The sequence below is a fragment of the Vibrio porteresiae DSM 19223 genome (genome assembly GCF_024347055.1).
Classification (GTDB): domain Bacteria; phylum Pseudomonadota; class Gammaproteobacteria; order Enterobacterales; family Vibrionaceae; genus Vibrio; species Vibrio porteresiae.
Genome location: NZ_AP024896.1, coordinates 667,619 through 684,079 on the forward strand (window position 1 = coordinate 667,619; position 16,461 = coordinate 684,079).

Sequence of the window (16,461 nt, forward strand, 5' to 3'; positions counted from 1 at the left end):
CGCTCGTTTGTATACTCCGCTTCAATTCACACTGGTGAAGCTACCCCACTCCCTAATCAATTGAATGATGGGGAGATTAGGATTGGTTGAGGCGTTAACAAAGGTTAACGGCAAGGAGAGTTACATGAAGATTGCTGTCATTGGCGCAGGGGCAATGGGCTGCCTATATGGTGCGTATTTAAGTCGTTCACACGATGTAGTGATGATTGATACGTCGGTTTCACAAGTTGAAGCGATTAAAGCGCAAGGGATTACGCTCGATGAAGCCAATGGTGAAAGTGTTAACTTTCCCAATGTGACCGCAGCGGTTTCCGGTGAGTATCAAGATGCAGTGGATTTGGTGATTGTTTTTGTTAAGTCTACTTATACCGATGTGGCATTAGAGCAAAACAGTGCGCTGTTTGGTGAGTCGACATTAGTGATGACTCTGCAAAATGGTGCCGGTAACGATCGCAAAATCGCCCAATACGTGAAACCTGAAAATATCATTATTGGCACCAGTAAACACAATGCAGTGAATCTGGGTCAAGGTCGTATTAAGCACCCGGCGAAAGGGGATACCACCATCGGTAGTAACCATAACGCTACAGGCAATGTGAGTGTAGCGGAGAAAGCCCTCGCGGAGGCTGGGTTTGCGGTAGTGGTGGCAGATGATATTCAACGCATCATTTGGAGTAAGCTGCTGGTCAATCTTTCGATCAACACCTTTACCGCGATTACTGAAACGCCTATCGGTTATATGGTGAAAAACCAGCACGCATGGGATTTTGCTAAGCGACTAATCTATGAAGCGATTGAAGTTGCCGAAGCGGATGGAACCTATTTTGATCGCCGTGAAGCGCTCGATATGGTGAAATCGGTGTGTGAAATTGCCGGTGATGGTTACTCTTCGATGTATCAAGATCGTAAGCATCGCGTCAAAATGGAAATCGATGCCATCAATGGTGCGATTGTCGAGCAAGCAAAACTGTATGGTGTACCAACGCCTTACAACACGTTGATTGTTGCTCTGATTCATTCCATCGAAGGAGCGTACGAGCTGTACGACTAAGTCTGATTTTATATCCAGATAATCAGAAATATAAAAAAAAGGCCCGCAAACAGTGCGGGCCTTAGCATTTTTATGTGCTAGTCGATTACAGTGTTTCTTTTGCTTTCGCTACCACGTTTGCCACAGTAAAGCCGAACTGTTCAAACAGTTGCTCTGCTGGTGCAGATTCACCGAAGGTGGTCATACCGACGATACGGCCATTCAAGCCAACATATTTGTACCAGAAGTCAGCGATGCCAGCTTCGATAGCAACACGAGCCGTCACTGCAGCAGGAAGCACGGCTTCACGATAAGCTGCATCTTGTTTGTCGAATGCATCTGTTGATGGCATAGAGACGACGCGTACCGCTTTGCCTTCTTTTTCTAGCTCAGCCGCCGCATTTACAGCAAGTTCAACTTCTGAACCGGTGGCAATCAAGATAAGGTCAGGTGTACCTGCGCTGTCTTTTAGGATGTAGCCACCTTTCGCGATATTGGCTACTTGCTCAGCGGTACGTGGTTGCTGTGCTAGGTTTTGACGCGAGAAAATCAGTGCAGATGGCGCATCTTTGCGTTCAATCGCGAGTTTCCAAGCCATTGCAGACTCAACTTGGTCACATGGACGCCATGTGCTCATGTTTGGCGTTAGACGCAATGAAGCGATCTGTTCAACCGGTTGGTGAGTTGGACCATCTTCACCCAAACCAATCGAGTCGTGAGTGTACACTTGGATATTTTGCACTTTCATCAGTGCTGCCATGCGCATTGCGTTACGAGCGTATTCCATAAACATCAGGAAGGTTGCACCGTAAGGAATGAAACCACCATGTAGAGCAATTCCGTTGATGATCGCAGTCATACCAAATTCACGCACACCGTAGTGAATGTAGTTACCTGATGCATCTTCGTGAGTCAGTGATTTAGAACCAGACCACATGGTTAGGTTAGATGGCGCAAGGTCTGCAGAGCCGCCCATAAACTCAGGGAGTAGTTTGCCGAAAGCTTCCAGAGCATTTTGTGATGCTTTGCGGGAAGCGATTTTTGCAGGATTCGCTTGCAGGTTGGCAATCACCTCATTCGCTGCTTTTTCGAAGCCTTCTGGTAGTTTACCTTCCATACGACGTTTAAATTCTGCTGCCAATTCTGGGTACGCTTTAGCGTAAGCAGCAAACTTGTCGTTCCATTGTGATTCTTTCGCTGCACCCGCTTCTTTTGCATCCCATTCTGCATAAATGTCAGCAGGGATTTCAAATGGAGCGTAGTTCCAGCCTAGGTATTCACGTGCTGCTTTGATTTCGTCGTCACCTAGAGGTGCGCCGTGGCAGTCATGTGAACCTGATTTGTTTGGTGAACCGTAACCGATGATGGTTTTGCAGCAGATCAGAGTAGGGCGAGTGGTATCTGCTTTTGCCGCTTCGATGGCGGCATTGATAGCATTTGCATCATGACCATCGACTGCTGGAATAACTTGCCAGCCGTACGCTTCGAAACGTTTTGGTGTATCGTCAGCAAACCAACCTTCAACTTCACCATCGATAGAAATGCCGTTGTCATCCCAAAACGCAATAAGTTTGCCAAGGCCAAGAGTACCAGCTAGAGAGCAAGCTTCATGAGAAATGCCTTCCATCATACAGCCGTCGCCCATAAAGGCGTAGGTGTGGTGGTTTACGATTTCATGACCGTCTTTATTAAATTGTGCAGCCAAGGCTTTTTCAGCAATCGCCATACCAACAGCATTCGTAATCCCCTGACCTAGAGGGCCAGTTGTGGTTTCAATGCCTGGTGCATAACCGTATTCTGGGTGACCTGGAGTTTTTGAGTGCAGTTGACGGAAGTTTTTCAGATCGTCAATAGATAGGTCATAACCAGTGAGGTGAAGTAGAGAGTAAATCAGCATTGAGCCGTGACCGTTAGAAAGTACGAAACGGTCGCGATCAGCCCATTTTGGATTTTGTGGGTTGTGATTTAGGTGGCTACGCCACAGTACTTCCGCGATATCAGCCATACCCATTGGTGCACCTGGGTGACCAGATTTGGCTTTTTGTACCCCGTCCATACTCAGGGCACGAATAGCATTTGCAAGTTGTTTACGATTCATGTGATGTCTCGATTTAAGTAGGTTAGGTAGAGCCGTCTCTAATGACACGCGGCTCTTCAGAATCTTTGTTTGAGGCTAAACCTAACAAAAATAAAGCGAGGCTACGCCTCGCTCCGTTCGCTATTACAGTTTAGCTTGGATCATAGTTTCCAATTTACCCTGGTCGATCGCAAAATTGCGAATACCTTCAGCTAATTTTTCAACAGCCATAGGGTCTTGGTTGTGATCCCATAGGAATTCAGCATGATTCATTGCTGCAGGACGCGCTGCATTGCCATTTGAATCTTTTAGTTTTTCTTCAACCACGCCTTCAGACTCTTCAAGTTCTTTAAGTAGAGAAGGAGCGATAGTTAGGCGGTCACAACCTGCCAATTCCAAAATCTCACCGATGTTACGGAAGCTTGCACCCATAACCACAGTTTTGTAACCGTGCTCTTTGTAGTAGTTGTAGATTTTAGTTACAGACAGTACGCCTGGATCTTCTGAAGGAGTAAAGTCACGGCCTTCTTTCGCTTTGTACCAGTCCATGATACGACCAACGAATGGAGAAATTAGGAATACGCCAGCTTCAGCACAAGCACGTGCTTGCGCAAATGAGAATAGAAGAGTCAGGTTACAGTTGATGCCCTCTTTTTCTAGGATTTCTGCTGCGCGGATACCTTCCCAAGTTGAAGCCAGTTTGATCAAGATGCGGTCGTTGCTGATGCCAGCATCGTTGTACAGTTTGATCAGTTTGCGCGCTTTGATAACACTTGCTTCAGTGTTGTAAGAAAGACGTGCATCTACTTCTGTAGAGATACGACCTGGGATAGTTTTCAGGATCTCTTTACCGATGTTCACAGCCAGCATGTCACAAGCATCTTCAAGCTGTTGTGCTTTGTCAGAGCTGAGTTCTTTTGCTGCTTTCACTGCTTGGTCGATAAGAGGTGCATATTCAGCGATTTGAGCGGCTTTAAGAATCAGAGAAGGGTTAGTGGTTGCGTCTTCTGGTTGGTATTTTTTGATTGCATCGATTTCACCAGTATCTGCCACGACAGTAGTCAATTTACGAAGTTGCTCTAATTTGTTGCTCATTTCTTTCGTCCTTTATCGTTAGGCTAGGGCCGCCACAGCACTGAGCTGGGCATTTGCAAGCATGTTCGTTATTCGTTACGCAGTAATGACGCCGCATTGCGTAATTCACTGCTCTCTTGTATCAACCGATAACAGATGCTCATGAACATATGATCGATTGCTGAGTAAATGATGCCTCCATATTTAACCCATCCATAGTGAAAGTCAATCGAGATTTCGTCGATTTGACGACATTGGTCACCTATTTATTCTTTCCCTGACGCTATGCTAATCAGTGCTTGACGATTGTTTCTGTTTGTTAACAATTAGCTAGCACTGTGCAGACAAAGCTCGCGTGAGAAAATGTAACGCAAGTGAGCAAATGTTTTGGTAATAAATGTTTGTTACTTTTGTCTGAAGCGATTACATTTGCTCATCAAATTTGCTGCAGTGATGCACTAAGGATAAGAGAAGAAATGAACATGTCCAAACCGGAGATATCAGTAGAAGACAGTGATCTGCTCACTGAAATTTCCGTGGCCTATTATCAAGACGGTGCAACGCAGGAAGACATTTCCAAGAAGTATTCCATTTCACGCGCCAAAGTTGGGCGCTTGTTAAAACAAGCCCGAGATGAAGGTATCGTGGAGATTACCGTGAAATACCATCCGGTATTCAGTGCCAAAATTGAGCAACGTTTGATGGAACGCTTCGGGATTAAGCGTGCTTTGATTGCTCTTGATCAGCCAACGGAAGAGCTGCAACGCCAACAAGTGGCCGGTTTGGTCTCTAACTATCTTTCCCAAACGCTTAAAAGCGGCATGGTGGTGACCGTTGGGCAGGGACGAAACGTATCTGCCGTCGCTCACCATATGGGGGTTATTACTCCCCGTGACTGTACCTTTGTTAGTGGGATTGGTGGTATTCACCCCCGTGGGAGTACGTTTAACGCAGACCATATATGTCGCCAGTTAGCCAAAAAATATGGCGGTACTTCCGAGACTCTTTATGCGCCTGCTTATGCTGAGAACCTTGAGCAAAAGATGGTGTTTATGCAAAACAGTACTGTAAAGCAAACCCTTGATTTAGCGCGTAAAGCCGACATGGCCCTAGTGGGTATTGGCGATATGAGCGAAAACAGCTACATGGTAGATTTGGGGTGGTTTACCCCCGATGAAGTGGTACAAGCACGCTTACATCAAGGTGTGGTGGGCGATTTTGCAGGGCACGATTTTTTTGATGTGCAGGGACGTATCGCTAAAACGGTCATGAGTGATCGAGTCATTGGAATGAGCATCGAAGAGTTTCGTCCGATTTCTGAAGTGATTGCGATTGCGGCGGAAAACAGTAAACCATTGGCGCTATTAGGTGCGCTGCGTACGGGAGCTGTGGATGTGGTCGCGACCAGTGTGAGTAATGCGTTAACTGTATTGAACTTAGCTGAGCAGATGCACAGCGCACGTTTGATGGGAGATTGAGTCACTTAAACAGGGCTAAGACAAAGCGCCAAACTGTGAATGACATTGACAGTGGCGCTTTGTAGCATACCGCTTAGAAATGGGTCAGAGAGTTTCTAGCGGTAGATCTTGGCGTTGGCCCCATTCTGTCCATGAACCATCGTATACGGCCAAATGCTCATAGCCGCATAGGGCTGCCGCAAGCAATACGATGCAAGCAGTGACACCGGAACCACAACTGAAAAGATACTCTTCTTTATTCGCGGTTAAGACCGCCGCCACTAAGGGTTTAAGTTCTTCAACCGGCTTGAAGCGATGACCATTCATTAGCTCCGTAAAGGGCAAATTCACGGCACTTGGAATATGACCACTGCGTACACCAGGGCGAGGTTCGGTTACTTCACCATGAAAACGTGCTTTACCACGGGCATCGACTGTTAAGCTCGCGTCATTGGCAATCTGTTTCAGCACATAGTCAGCATCAACGAAATAACCAGACTGCAGTTGACCACGAAAGTTACCTTGAGTCGCTACAGGCTCATACTGCTGGGTGGTATCACCACCAATCGCTTTCCATTCGGTGAGTCCACCGTCCAGAACATAGACTTGCTCATGTCCCATCGCACGAAACATCCACCACGCACGAGGCGCTGCGAACGTACCACTGTTGTCGTAGACCACAATCACCGAGTTTTGGTTGATGCCTAAGTCTTGTGCCAAAATATTGAAACGTTGCTCAGAGGGCATCATGTGCGAAAGTGCGCTGTTTTTATCACAAAATACCGTGTCGTAATCGAAGCGACGTGCGCGAGTAATGATATTAAAAGTGTCTTTAGCACTTTCCCCAGGAATCTGAAACTCGATACTGGCATCCAAAATGACGACATTGGCATCGTAATGGTGATCTTTAAGCCAAGCGGCGGAAACAAGGGGGCTCATTTGTTCACGATCCATGGTTGAGTAAATCCTTATTGATGATTATCCAATTTCACTAGTGACAGAACTAAGTGTCAGCTAAGTTCAGTGACTGTTTACAAGTTTAGTGATGACAAACGGGGCAGGTAGGCAGTTTCATTAATTTCATTTCACGCCATGACATCGACATCGCATCCAGCATCAAAATTTTACCGGTCAGTGGCGTGCCAAGATGCGCGATGACTTTGATCGCTTCCATCGCTTGCACTGCACCGATGATGCCAACCACTGGGGACATAATGCCCGCTTCAACACAGGTGAGTGCATTTTCTCCAAACAGTCCGCTTAAGCATTGGTAACAAGGCTCGTCTTCATTTTGATAGGTAAAGACGCTCACTTGACCCTCCATGCGTATCGCCGCACCAGAAATCAACGGTGTTTTGCTGGCATAGCAGAGACGATTGAGTTGATTGCGGGTTGCGACATTGTCACTGGCATCCAACACTACCGTGTGGTGATGGATTAAGGTTTCCAGTTCTTGGTCTTCGACACAGCGGGCAATGGTTTGAATTTTAATGTGTGGGTTGATCTCATTGAGCGCATCGGCAGCCGATTCCACTTTAAAGCGACCAATATCACTGTCGTGATGCAAAACTTGGCGCTGCAAATTCGATAGTTCGACTTTATCAAAATCCACTAACGTGATTTTTCCAACACCGGCCGCCGCCAAATATTGGCTGCTGGCACAGCCGAGACCGCCTGCGCCAATGATTAATACTGAACTCTGTTTGAGGGCTTCTTGTCCATCGAAATCAAACTGCTTTAAGATGATCTGGCGGTTATAGCGCAGCATCTCCTCATCACTGAGAATATCCATCGTAATGATCCTTAATGTCAGTAAAGGGTAGAGTTGAACAGTTCGATATTGACGGTTTCGCCTACCTCAACACGTCCGCGTTCACTCTCTAGAACCACAAAGCAGTTCGCAAGGCTCATTGAGCGAAACGCACCTGAGCTTTGGTTACCTGTGCTTTCGACCACAAATTGACCGTTTTCTATGGAATAGATACCGCGCTGATAATCGGTGCGACCTGGCTGCTTTTTAAAGGCTGAACGCGTTGTCGCGGGAATTGAAGGTTGTGGTCGCCACTCTGTGTGTCCGGCTAATTTCGCCAGCATCGGCTGCACCAAGATATAACAGGTGATGAATGCTGATACAGGGTTGCCAGGCAGTCCACAGAACAAGGCTTGAGGTAATTGACCAAAAGCGAAAGGTTTGCCCGGTTTTATTGCCAGTTTCCAAAATCCGATTTCGCCAAGCTCTTCTAAAATATCTTTGGTGTAGTCGGCTTCACCGACGCTGACACCACCAGAGGTCATGACGACATCCGCAAGCTCTTGTGCCTCTTCAAAGGTCGCTTTGAGCTTGTCAGGGCAATCAGGAATGATGCCAAGATCAATTGCTTCACAACCAAAATGTTCAATCAGTGGTTTGATGCCGTAACGGTTGCTGTCGTAGATTTGACCCGCTTCCAGTTCACTGCCCAGAGGTTTTAGTTCATCCCCTGTCGAGAAAAACGCGACTTTAGGTTTGCGTAGCACAGTAACAGTCGCGATACCGAGAGAGGCGATCATAGGAATATCACGTGGGGTAAGGCGAGTGCCTTTTGCTAGCACCACTTGCCCTTGCAAAATATCATCACCAATAGGACGAATGTTCGACCCCGGTTTCACTTCACTGACCGTAAACAGCACACCTTGTTCGCTGACTTGCGCGAGCTCTTGCATGATGACTGCATCAGCGCGTTCAGGAGCTTGAGCGCCAGTCATAATGCGAATGCAAGTATTAGCTGGCCACTCACCCGTAAATGGGGTACCAGCAAAGGATTTGCCCGCTACTGGCAAGGGTTGACCATTAAGCTCTGCGGTGCGAATCGCGTAGCCATCCATCGCCGAGTTGGCAAAAGGCGGTACATTAATTGGTGATAACAGATCGTGCGCTAACACAAAACCGAGCGCATCTGGCAAAGGTAAATCGACGGTAACGTCAATAGGTGATACGAGGGAAAGCATCTTATTCAATGCGTCTTCGATTGGCATTAAGCCCGGTGCGTCACAACATCCCATGATTGAATCCTATGGTGTTATTTTTGTGTCGTGCACTTTAACACATAAAAAAGCGCAGAGAGAAGCAAGAGCGTCGGTAATCGCTAAATCATTGGTTTGTACAATACCCGTTATAAAATATGGGTGTAATTATTAAAAAATCCGAGTATCCTTGTCAGCCATCCGAAAGGGGTTATCTAAGAGGTATTGTAATGTCTGATCTGAGCGATTCAGCGAAGTTGGTTAAAGAAGCGCTTGCCCGTCGTGGTCTTGAGACTCCGATGACGCCTAATGATATGGGGCGTGAAGAGAAAAAAGAAAAAATTGAGCATCACATGCGTGAAATACTCAATATTCTCGGATTGGATCTGACAGACGATAGCTTAGAAGAAACGCCACAACGTATTGCAAAAATGTACGTTGATGAGATCTTTTCTGGTTTGGAATATAAGAACTTTCCGAAAATCACCGTCATTGAGAATAAGATGCGTGTCAGCGAAATGGTACGAGTGAAAGACATCACTGTGACCAGCACTTGCGAACATCACCTTGTGACTATCGATGGTAAAGCGGCGGTGGCTTACATTCCACGTGGCAAAATTATCGGCTTATCTAAAATCAACCGTATCGTGCGTTTCTTTGCGCAACGTCCACAAGTTCAAGAACGTATGACCCAGCAAATTCTGGTGGCACTGCAAACCTTGCTTGAAACCGATGATGTTGCTGTGACCATGGATGCAACTCACTACTGCGTAAAATCTCGCGGTGTGATGGACGCCACCAGCGAAACCACCACCACAGCATTAGGTGGCATTTTTAAGAGCAACCCTGCGACTCGTTCAGAATTTCTCCACGGGCTGCGTTAATGCTCATGCAAAGCGAGTAGAGCTTTGCATTGGTTCTATGGTTAGGTTCTTCTGTAAACAGGTTCTGTTGATAGATTGTCCGAGCCTCATCTGCAACCAATTCAGTTTTATACGAATCAAGAAAAAAGCGCCGACCGTAAGGAAGGCGCTTTTGGTTTCTATCGTTTCATATTTTAGGACGGAGAAACGAGAGAAAACTGTCTTTCAGCTTTATGCTCGATGGTATGGTCGTCGGAGCGGTCTTTTAAACCAATGCCCGTGATATGACGACGACGAGACTCTGAAAGAAGATAGAAACATTTGTGTGCCGCTGCGTCGTAACGTAAACCTTCTGGGCGCACATTCGAAATACAGTTGCGTAGCGACTCTTCAATGCCGCGATAGGCGTTCCAGGTTAAATACAAACCTAAACTGTCTGGGGAACTGAGCCCAGGACGTTCGCCTACCAAAATCAGCACTTCATTGGCGTTAATCGCAGCACATACATCGTCACCAACGGCAACGCGGCCTTGTTGAACAATCACAAACGGGGCGACGTCCCATGCTTGTTTGGTGTCGGCATTTAACTGATTTAACAGTGCATCCAAAAACGGTGCTGCATGATTGGCAATGGCGTAAGACGACAGACCGTCGGCAATCACAATCGCTAAATCGTAAGGCTTAGCTCGTGAATCACTGTGCTCTTTTAACTCAGTGATGCCTTGTTCGCTCAGCTTACGGCCCAAATCTGGGCGCTGTAGGTAAGTGACTCTGTCGCTTGCCTCACTGTGCAAATGAAAAGCAGGTAGTAAAGGGCGCAAGTTTTCTTTGTCAGCCAAACGAGTCACTAAGGCATCTTCATCCAGCGGTACATGCACGGCATCAATAGCTTGCGCATGAGAGAGTTGAAAACGCAGCAGTTCACTGGTCGGAATACTGGTGCCCACGCGACCTAAACCAATCCGCGCTTGGGTAAATTGACGCAGTGTATCCCACGGGTCATGGTGTACTAATTCTGGTGATGAGTGCTCAGCGGACAATTTACCACTTATCATTTTGTCTAAGTTCATACCGCCTCCTGCAGCAGGCTAAGCGGCTGTTTAAATGCGGGTGCCATATGATCACTAAGCTGAGTTCGACCATCTTGACTGAAAATCTGCATTTTACGTAGCCAAGCTTCAAATTCAGGGGCAGGTTTTAATCCAAGCACTTGGCGTGCATATAAGGCATCATGGAACGAGGTGGTCTGATAGTTCAACATAATGTCATCAGAACCCGGGATGCCCATAATGAAGTTGCAGTTGGCCACGCCAAGCAAGGTCAACAAGTTGTCCATGTCGTTTTGATCGGCATAGGCATGGTTGGTGTAGCAAATATCGCAGCCCATTGGTAGACCAAGCAGCTTGCCACAGAAGTGATCTTCTAAGCCTGCGCGGATAATTTGTTTTCCATCAAACAGATACTCAGGGCCAATAAAACCGACAACGGTATTAACCAATAAAGGTTTGAACTTACGAGCGAGCGCATAAGCGCGGGTTTCACACGTTTGTTGGTCAACATCATGGTTCGCATTTGAAGAAAGCGCGCTACCTTGGCCGGTTTCAAAGTACATAAAGTTGTTGCCAACCGTGCCACGTTGTAGGCTGTTCGCCGCATCATAAGCTTGTTGCAGCACATCGATGCTGACACCAAACCCTTTGTTGGTGCCTTCTGTTCCACCAATCGATTGGAACACCAAATCCACTGGCGCACCTTGTTCAATACACTCAATTGTGTTGGTGACGTGAGTTAATACGCACGATTGCGTTGGGATCTCGTAGTGTTGAATCACTTCATCCATCAGCTTCATAAGCTTAATTGCTTGGCTGACGCTGTCTGTTGCTGGATTGATACCAATGACGGCATCACCATTACCATACATAAGCCCATCGAAAATAGATGCGGCAATACCGTTCATATCATCAGTCGGGTGGTTAGGTTGAAGTCGAGTCGACATATGCCCAGCCAAACCGATGGTGTTGCGAAATGCAGTAGTCACTTGGCACTTTTTCGCGACCAAAATCAGATCTTGGTTACGCATGATCTTACTGACCGCTGCTGCCATTTCTGGCGTAATCCCCGGAGCAACACGCGTTAGTTCAACACAAGTGGTGGATTCTTGTAATAACCAATTGCGAAAATCACCTACCGTGAGATGGGCAATTTCCATGAATGCTTTAGCATTGTGTTCGTCAATGATCAGCCGCGAGATTTCATCTTTTTCGTACGGGATCACCAAGTCATTTAGAAAAGTTTTAAGAGGCAGATCAGCCAATACCATTTGAGCAACGACACGCTCCTCTGCAGACGCGGCGCAAACGCCAGCGAGCTGGTCTCCTGAACGCAGAGGTGAGGCTTTAGCCATCACTTCTTTTAAGGAGCGAAAACGAAACGTTTTACTACCCAATTGATAACGATATTCCGAACTCATACATCCCTCGCAAATTCGGTTTGATTATTTGGCGAGTGCCTTTGCACTGTTGATCTTCATTATGCAAAAAATGTCCCTGTTTCAAGGCTGCAATGAAAAAGAATTTTTATAATAAAAACCAACAGGTTAAATGTGGTTATTTGTTATTTAATAAGATAGGTATTCAGTCGAATACGAGCCTTGCTACATATTAGGGAAGCGGCTGCACTCTATTTGGGCATGTGGCGGTAGATAGATAATATCTGCACTCAAAGGATTCAAGAGGAGAGGGCGTGTGACATTGAGAAGAGAGTGCAGTAGATGAGGTTCTACTGCACTTGGTATTGTACTTAGTGATTAACTTAATCCGACAATATTACCTTGCTCGTCAATGTCTAACGACATAAAGGCGGGTTTGTCTGGCAGTCCTGGCATCGTCATTACGCTGCCACAGAGGGCATAGATAAATCCGGCGCCGGAGCACAACTTGAGTTCACGGATAGTGACATCAAAGCCTGATGGAGCGCCTTTAATGGCCGAATTTGTGGTGATCGAAAGCGGGGTTTTCGCCATGCACACCGAAAGGTGACCGTAACCTAGCTCGTTAAAGCGCTTAAGCTGGGCTGTGGCTTTCTCTGAGTAGGTGATTGAGCCAGCGCCATAACCTTTTAGCGCCACGGCATGCAACTTATCATCCAGAGAGTCTTCGCTCTGGTAAAGTGGCGTGAACTGGACTGTTTTTTCGCACTGTTTCATGACGCAATGCGCCAATTGTGTAGCGCCTAGACCGCCGCGACTAAACGCTTCGCTGATCGCCACTTCAACACCTTGTGGTAGGGCTTTGATCATAGCCATTAATTGTTGTAGCTCTTCCTCGCTGTCTTGCGGGAAGCGGTTAATCGCTACCACTGCGGGGACACCATATTGGGTCACGTTGTCGATATGCCATTGCAAATTGGCAAAACCGGCAGTGAGCGCGGCAGAATCTGGTGCAAATAGGCTATCAGGAATCGCTTGACCTGGACGTAAATCGTAACGACCTGAGTTGGCTTTGATGCCTCGTAAGGTAGCGACAATCACTGCACAGTCAGGATGTTTATGCGCTGCTTTTGCTTTGATGTTACAGGCTTTTTCAAAGCCCATATCAGAACCAAAGCCACCTTCGGTAACGGTAAAATCCGCCAGTCGAGTCGCGATGTTATCGGCAATAATTGAAGAGTTGCCATGGGCAATATTGGCAAAAGGACCTGCGTGAACCAGTGTGGGAACACCTTCGAGTGTTTGCATTAGCGTTGGTTGGATGGTGTCCTTCATGGTAACTGTCATTGCACCTGCCACTTGCAGATCTTCAGTGGTGATGGGCTGCCCATCAAGGTCATAAGCGACAACAATGCGACCGATGCGCTGACGTAAATCGTTTAAATCAGTAGAAAGCGCCAAAATCGCCATCAGCTCTGACGCAGCTGAGATATCAAAGCCATCTTCACGTTCAAAGCCGTTGACCGCTTTCCCATCTTCATTACGACCAATGGTGATCATACGTAGCGCGCGATCGTTATGGTCCATCACACGCTTCCAAGTCACATGGCTTGGATCAATCCGCAGTGCTTTTAGACCAGTACGAGCAGTGAAGTCTGCATAACCGTTACGCTGTTCATGATAGATACGTGCATCAATTGCCGCCGCCGCAAGGTTATGCGCTGCAGTAACTGCATGAATGTCACCAGTAAGGTGTAAATTCAGCTCTTCCATTGGCGCAACTTGCGCATAGCCACCACCTGCAGCACCACCTTTGACACCAAAAATTGGTCCCATGGAAGGCTGACGAATACAAGCAAAGACCGATTGGTTGATTTTGGCTAAACCTTGCGCCAGTCCAATCGTTGTCACTGTTTTTCCTTCGCCAAGCGGGGTTGGTGTCATGGCAGTGACAACCACAAGTTTGCCTGTCGGGCGATCTTTTAAACGGTGTAGGGCATCTAGAGAGACTTTGGCCTTGTAGCGGCCTTGGCTTTGAAACTCGTTGGTTTGTAAGCCTGCTTGATGGGCGATGTCATCAATGGGTTGTAGTGGTGTTGTGCGGCAAATTTCGATATCTGACTGCATAAAACCCTCATCATAGTTATGAAAGTGGTGAGGAAAACGTTTGCGTCGGATAATAACCTTTATTTTTCGCATGTAAAGCAAAACTCCCACAGTGAGAGAAAACCATAGAACTTTTGTCGTTTTTACTGCGATGAATCAAACTTAAGCGGCTATTTATCCTCTTTTTATTATTCAACTAGTTGAATTTTAAAGAGTCGATAGATGACCTATTAGCATAAAAAAAGGTGCTCCGAGAGCACCTTTTTATCAAAGTCTAAGCAAATCAGCAATTAGAATGCAGATTTGAAGATTTCACAAACTTCAGCGTGTGTACCTTGGCGTGGGTTAGTGATAGCACAAGCATCTTTCAGAGCGTTGGTTGCTAGAGTTGGGATATCTTCTTCTTTAGCACCAAGTTCAGTTAGACCAGCTGGGATACCGATTTCTTTAGATAGAGATACGATAGCGTCGATAGCTGCTGCCGCGCCTTGTTCTGCAGATAGGTTTTCAACATCAACACCCATTGCTTTAGCAACGTCACGTAGACGGTCTGCAGCAACAGTTGCATTGTAACGTTGTACATGTGGAAGAAGTACTGCGTTACATACACCGTGAGGTAGGTTGTAGAAACCACCTAGTTGGTGAGCCATTGCGTGTACGTAGCCTAGAGAAGCATTGTTGAATGCCATACCCGCCATGAATTGTGCGTATGCCATTGCTTCACGAGCTTCTAGGTTTTGACCGTTTTTAACCGCTTCACGTAGGTTCGCTTGAATCATTTCAATTGCTTTGATTGCAACAGCATCAGTGATAGGTGTTGCAGCGATAGAAACGTAAGCTTCGATTGCGTGAGTCAGTGCGTCCATACCAGTTGCTGCAGTTAGAGAAGCTGGTTTAGCAAGCATCAGTTTAGGATCGTTAACAGACATCAGTGGAGTAGTGTGTTTGTCTACGATGGCCATTTTGATGTGACGAACTTCGTCAGTGATGATGCAGAAACGTGTCATTTCAGACGCAGTACCTGCAGTGGTGTTGATTGCGATCAGTGGAAGCATTGGTTTTGGAGAACGGTCAACGCCTTCGTAGTCAGCAATTTTGCCACCGTTAGAAGCAAGAAGAGCGATACCTTTTGCACAGTCGTGTGGTGAACCGCCACCTAGAGAAACAACGAAATCACATTGGTTTTCTTTAAGAATTGCCAGACCTTCGTTTACGTTGGTCACAGTTGGGTTTGGATGAGTACCATCATAAACCACTGTTGCTACGCCACGTTCAGTCAGTAGGTCAGCAACTTGTTTAACTACGCCGATTTTGTTCAGAATTGCGTCACTTACAATCAGACCTTTGGTAAAGCCTTTAGATTTGATCGCATCCGCTGCATCAACAAGACAATCTGCGCCCATTAGGTTTACTGTAGGAATAAAAAATGCACTCGCCATGAGTTAACTCCAATAATAATTATGTTCAAAATATCTGGCTTTAGAGTTGCACAGTTTGTCACAGAGGGTGTTTGATCTGGCGCAAAAATCTTTGAAGCACGTTCAAATTGATGCTCATTCTTGAGCTGGATCACATTAATAACCGTATTGATTATAGTGACTTATAGGTTGGGCTGATGGAATTTTGTACACAGATGTTCACCCCATGAATTTTTACGAAATTGGAATAACTAATGCAGTAATTTTACATTTCACAAATGGGGTAATTTAGACACAAAAATTAACGCCAAAGCCCCGTGGTGTAAGGCTTTGGCACACAAAATTTATCACGAAAGCGAGATTAATTTTGTTACAAGACGATCAATTCCGGAGGCTGCTTGAGAAATATTCTCAGCAAGCATATAGGCGGGGGTCGATAGTACGTTATGTTCTTGGTCGTAGACGAAGTCATCCACTGGGCAATTGACGTGTTGTCCACCCATTTTATTAAATGCTGCAGCAGTCTCTTTATCGTTACCTATGGTTCCCTCTACCCCTGATTCGTAGATTTTCGGAATAAGATGAGGAGCGATGCATAAGTAGGCGGCAGGTTTCCCCGCTTTTGCAAATGAGCGACATGCCTTTGCCACATCGATATTGAGCTCACAGGCGGCGCCTTTTAGCGCAAAATCAGATAGGTTCTTTGCGGCGCCAAATCCACCAGGGATGATCAGAGCATCAAAGTCCTGCGCTTTGAGATGGGCCACATCGTCAATTTTGCCACGGGAGATGCGAGCCGATTCGACTAAGACGTTACGTGTTTCAGCCATCTCTTCGCCAGTAATATGATTAAGCACATGATGCTGATTTATATTAGGGGCGAAGCAGTGCCAAGTGGCCCCATTGCGCTCGATGGCGAGTAGGGTCAATACTGACTCGTGGATCTCTGCACCGTCGAATACACCGCATCCGCTGAGTATCACTGCTACTTTTTTCATTGAGTCG

Annotated in this window: 13 protein-coding genes; 3 read left to right on the plus strand and 10 right to left on the minus strand. The window is 46.4% G+C overall.

Features of this window, described 5'->3' with window-relative positions; translation table 11 throughout:
• Positions 1-124: 124 nt before the first annotated feature.
• Positions 125-1,051 carry a ketopantoate reductase family protein gene (locus OCV11_RS19585; protein ID WP_261897698.1) on the plus strand — a complete coding sequence of 309 codons (927 nt, stop codon included), beginning with the start codon at positions 125-127 and terminating at the stop codon, positions 1,049-1,051.
• Between the two features lie 85 nt (positions 1,052-1,136).
• On the opposite strand, the gene tkt is transcribed toward OCV11_RS19585, so the two are convergent.
• Positions 1,137-3,176, minus strand: coding sequence for a transketolase (gene tkt / locus OCV11_RS19590; protein WP_261897699.1), 2,040 nt, complete (start codon positions 3,174-3,176; stop codon positions 1,137-1,139).
• 75 nt (positions 3,177-3,251) lie between these two features.
• On the minus strand, positions 3,252-4,202 hold the full coding sequence (gene tal, locus OCV11_RS19595; protein ID WP_261897700.1) for a transaldolase: 951 nt from the start codon (positions 4,200-4,202) through the stop codon (positions 3,252-3,254).
• Positions 4,203-4,663: 461 nt separating this feature from the next.
• Between tal and OCV11_RS19600 the strand changes: the two genes are divergently transcribed.
• Positions 4,664-5,659 carry a sugar-binding transcriptional regulator gene (locus OCV11_RS19600; RefSeq protein ID WP_261897965.1) on the plus strand — a complete coding sequence of 332 codons (996 nt, stop codon included), beginning with the start codon at positions 4,664-4,666 and terminating at the stop codon, positions 5,657-5,659.
• 84 nt (positions 5,660-5,743) lie between these two features.
• Here the strand turns inward: OCV11_RS19600 and OCV11_RS19605 are convergent, their stop codons facing one another.
• The 3 genes from OCV11_RS19605 to moeA all read right to left on the minus strand — a co-directional run bounded on the left by OCV11_RS19605 (position 5,744) and on the right by moeA (position 8,680).
• Positions 5,744-6,577 carry a sulfurtransferase gene (locus OCV11_RS19605; protein ID WP_261897966.1) on the minus strand — a complete coding sequence of 278 codons (834 nt, stop codon included), beginning with the start codon at positions 6,575-6,577 and terminating at the stop codon, positions 5,744-5,746.
• 100 nt (positions 6,578-6,677) lie between these two features.
• On the minus strand, positions 6,678-7,430 hold the full coding sequence (gene moeB / locus OCV11_RS19610) for a molybdopterin-synthase adenylyltransferase MoeB (RefSeq protein WP_261897701.1): 753 nt from the start codon (positions 7,428-7,430) through the stop codon (positions 6,678-6,680).
• Positions 7,431-7,447: 17 nt separating this feature from the next.
• Complete coding sequence (moeA, locus tag OCV11_RS19615) at positions 7,448-8,680, minus strand: molybdopterin molybdotransferase MoeA (RefSeq protein WP_261897702.1); 1,233 nt, start codon at positions 8,678-8,680, stop codon at positions 7,448-7,450.
• A 191-nt stretch (positions 8,681-8,871) separates the two neighbouring features.
• Here moeA and folE point away from each other — a divergent pair, with 191 nt between their 5' ends.
• Positions 8,872-9,525: a GTP cyclohydrolase I FolE gene (folE, locus tag OCV11_RS19620; protein WP_261897703.1), complete on the plus strand. Its 654-nt coding sequence runs from the start codon at positions 8,872-8,874 to the stop codon at positions 9,523-9,525.
• A gap of 173 nt (positions 9,526-9,698) precedes the next feature.
• On the opposite strand, the gene eutC is transcribed toward folE, so the two are convergent.
• The 5 genes from eutC to elbB form a co-directional block, all read right to left on the minus strand.
• Positions 9,699-10,574, minus strand: coding sequence for an ethanolamine ammonia-lyase subunit EutC (gene eutC / locus OCV11_RS19625; RefSeq protein WP_261897704.1), 876 nt, complete (start codon positions 10,572-10,574; stop codon positions 9,699-9,701).
• Positions 10,571-11,974: an ethanolamine ammonia-lyase subunit EutB gene (locus OCV11_RS19630; protein WP_261897705.1), complete on the minus strand. Its 1,404-nt coding sequence runs from the start codon at positions 11,972-11,974 to the stop codon at positions 10,571-10,573. Before OCV11_RS19630 ends, eutC begins: the two co-directional genes overlap by 4 nt.
• A 336-nt stretch (positions 11,975-12,310) precedes the next feature.
• On the minus strand, positions 12,311-14,059 hold the full coding sequence (locus OCV11_RS19635; RefSeq protein ID WP_261897706.1) for a formate--tetrahydrofolate ligase: 1,749 nt from the start codon (positions 14,057-14,059) through the stop codon (positions 12,311-12,313).
• A gap of 269 nt (positions 14,060-14,328) precedes the next feature.
• Entirely contained in the window at positions 14,329-15,477 is a 1,149-nt protein-coding gene (yiaY, locus tag OCV11_RS19640; protein ID WP_261897707.1) for an L-threonine dehydrogenase, read from the minus strand.
• Between the two features lie 326 nt (positions 15,478-15,803).
• The gene (gene elbB / locus OCV11_RS19645) at positions 15,804-16,454 is read right to left on the minus strand and encodes an isoprenoid biosynthesis glyoxalase ElbB (RefSeq protein WP_261897708.1); all 651 of its coding nucleotides are present in this window, start codon (positions 16,452-16,454) and stop codon (positions 15,804-15,806) included.
• Positions 16,455-16,461 lie beyond the last annotated feature (7 nt).